A 2,495-nucleotide genomic window follows, 5' to 3' on the forward strand; every position below is an offset into this window, starting at 1 on the left:
AGGCCGCACCGCCGACAGCAACAGCGGCTTCAACTCCTCGGCGCCGGCGCGGTACTCGGTATTGACGTCGCTGGGCAGTATTTCGGCGAGCGCCCGCATTTCGGGGCCGCCGAGAAAGACGGTTTGCGTGCCCGTGCCGATAATCAGCTCGGCAAGCGCTGCATGCAGCTTCGCCGAATGGCTGCCGAGCTCCAGCATGTCGCCGAGCACCGCGATGCGCCTGCCCTCGCCCGACACCGGCGTGGCGTTGAGCAGCGCCATGGCCGCCGCCATCGACGCCGGATTGGCGTTGTAGCTCTCGTCGATCAGTGTGATCGGCCCCTTTGGATGGCGCAGTATGTGGCGTTTGCCGCGGCCGCGCTCGGCCGAGAGGTCGGCCAGCGCCGAGGCCACCTTGCCGAGATCGGCGCCGACCAGCTGCGCCGCGCCCAGCACGGCCAGCACATTCTGCACCATGTGGCGGCCGGGCGCGCCCACGCGGGCAAGGACCTCCCGACCGTCGATCTTGGCGGCGATAACGGAATGGTCGGCGTCGAGCTCACATTTCACCAGCCGGAAGGTCGAGCGGGCATTTTCGCCAAAACTGTAGACATGCTCGACACCGGCGGCCTTTGCCATCTTGTCGAGCAGCTTCCAGCGGGAATCGTCACGGTTGAGCAGCGCCGCCCCATCCGGCTCCAGCCCTTCGAATATCTCGGCCTTGGCCTGGGCAATCTCGTCGAGGTTGCGGAAGAAGCCGAGATGCGCGGCCGCAATCAGCGTGACGATGGCAACATGCGGCCGAACCATCTTGACCAGCGGCCGGACCTCGCCCGGATGGTTCATGCCGATCTCGAACACGGCATAGTCGCAACTCTCGGGCATCCGCGCCAGTGTCAGCGGCACGCCCCAGTGGTTGTTGAACGATTGCGCCGAGGCGTGCACGGTGCCGACCGCCGACAGCACGTGGCGCAGCGCCTCCTTGGTGGTCGTCTTGCCGGCCGAGCCGGTCACCGCGATGATCCTGGCCCCGGAGCGGGCGCGCGCGGCGACGCCCAGTCTTTCCAGCGCCACCAGCACGTCCTGCACGACGATCATCGGTGCCGTCAGCCGCCCCAGCGACGGCAGCTTGCCTTCGGCGACCACCAGCACGCCGGCCCCGGCCTTGACGGCCGCGGTCGCGAAATCATGGCCGTCCATCGTCTCGCCCTTGATCGCGAAGAAGGCATCCCCGGGCTGCAGGCTGCGGCTGTCGATCGAAATGCCCGATATGCCTTGCGGCATGACGCCGATCGGCCGTCCGCCCATCGCGTCGACCAGCGCCTCGGAGGTCCAGAGCAGGCTCATGCCGCGCGCTCCCTGAGCGCCGCGCGGACTTCCTCATGGTCGGAGAAATGGAACGTTTCGCTGCCGATCGTCTGGCCTTCCTCGTGCCCCTTGCCAGCCACGATCAGCGTGTCGCCGGCATGGAGCATGGCCACCGCCTCGTGGATCGCCCTGCGCCGGTCGCCGATCTCGATGGCGCCGGGTGCGGCCGCTAGGATCGCGGCGCGGATCGTTTCCGGCACTTCCGAGCGCGGATTGTCGTCGGTGACGATGACGACGTCGGCGAGCTGCGTCGCAATCTCGCCCATGATCGGCCGCTTGCCGCGATCGCGATCGCCGCCGCAGCCGAAGACGACGATGACCCGGCCGGTCGTAAACGGCCGCACCGAGGCCAGCACGTTTTCCAGCGCATCCGGCTTGTGGGCATAGTCGACATAGACTGGCGCGCCGTTGGCCGTGGTGCCGACGAGGTCGAGCCGTCCCGGAGCGCCCTTCAGTTTTTCCAATGCCATCAAAGCCTTGGCGACCGGCGTTCCAGTGGAAATGGCAAGTCCCGCCGAAACCAGCGCGTTGGCGATCTGGAAATCGCCGGCCAGCGGCAGGTCGATTTCGTGGAGCACGCCATTGACCTCGACCTCGGCCCGCTGGCGATGTCGCTCGTGCTCGACCCGCTTCAGCCTGAGGAAGTCGCCATGCCGACCGACGGTCAACACGTTGAGCCCTGCCGCCTTTGCCGCACGCACCGTAGGCTCTGACCACGGATCGTCGGCGAAGATGACGGCGGGCGCACCCTCGGGCAGCAGCGTGTCGAACAGGCGCAGTTTGGCGCGATGATAGTCCTCGACCGTCGGATGGTAGTCCATATGGTCGCGGCCGAGATTGGTGAAGCCGCCAGCGGCAAGCCTGACGCCGTCGAGCCGGCGCTGGTCGAGGCCGTGGCTGGAGGCCTCCATCGACGCATGGGTGACGCCGGCGTCGGCCAGTTCCTTGAGCAGGAGGTGCAGCGCCACCGGATCCGGTGTCGTCAGCGAGCCGTAGTCGTTGCGGCCGGGCGCGACCACACCGGTGGTGCCGATCGAGGCGGCGGCAAGGCCCGCCTGCTCCCAGATCTGGCGGGTAAAGGCGGCGACCGAAGTCTTGCCGCTGGGTCCGGTCACCGCGACCATCGTCTCCGGCTGCCGGCCGAAGAA

Annotated in this window: 2 protein-coding genes; both read right to left on the reverse strand. The window is 67.8% G+C overall.

Annotated features, from left to right (window positions below):
* The coding region (locus EOA33_RS32045; protein ID WP_127407449.1) for a UDP-N-acetylmuramoylalanyl-D-glutamyl-2,6-diaminopimelate--D-alanyl-D-alanine ligase at window positions 1–1,326 on the reverse strand (1,326 nt) is incomplete at its 3' end.
* The coding region (locus EOA33_RS32050; protein WP_127407450.1) for a UDP-N-acetylmuramoyl-L-alanyl-D-glutamate--2,6-diaminopimelate ligase at window positions 1,323–2,495 on the reverse strand (1,173 nt) is incomplete at its 5' end. The genes EOA33_RS32045 and EOA33_RS32050, both read right to left, overlap by 4 nt.

Origin of the sequence: Mesorhizobium sp. M4A.F.Ca.ET.050.02.1.1 (assembly GCF_003997725.1) — a bacterium.
GTDB lineage: Bacteria > Pseudomonadota > Alphaproteobacteria > Rhizobiales > Rhizobiaceae > Mesorhizobium.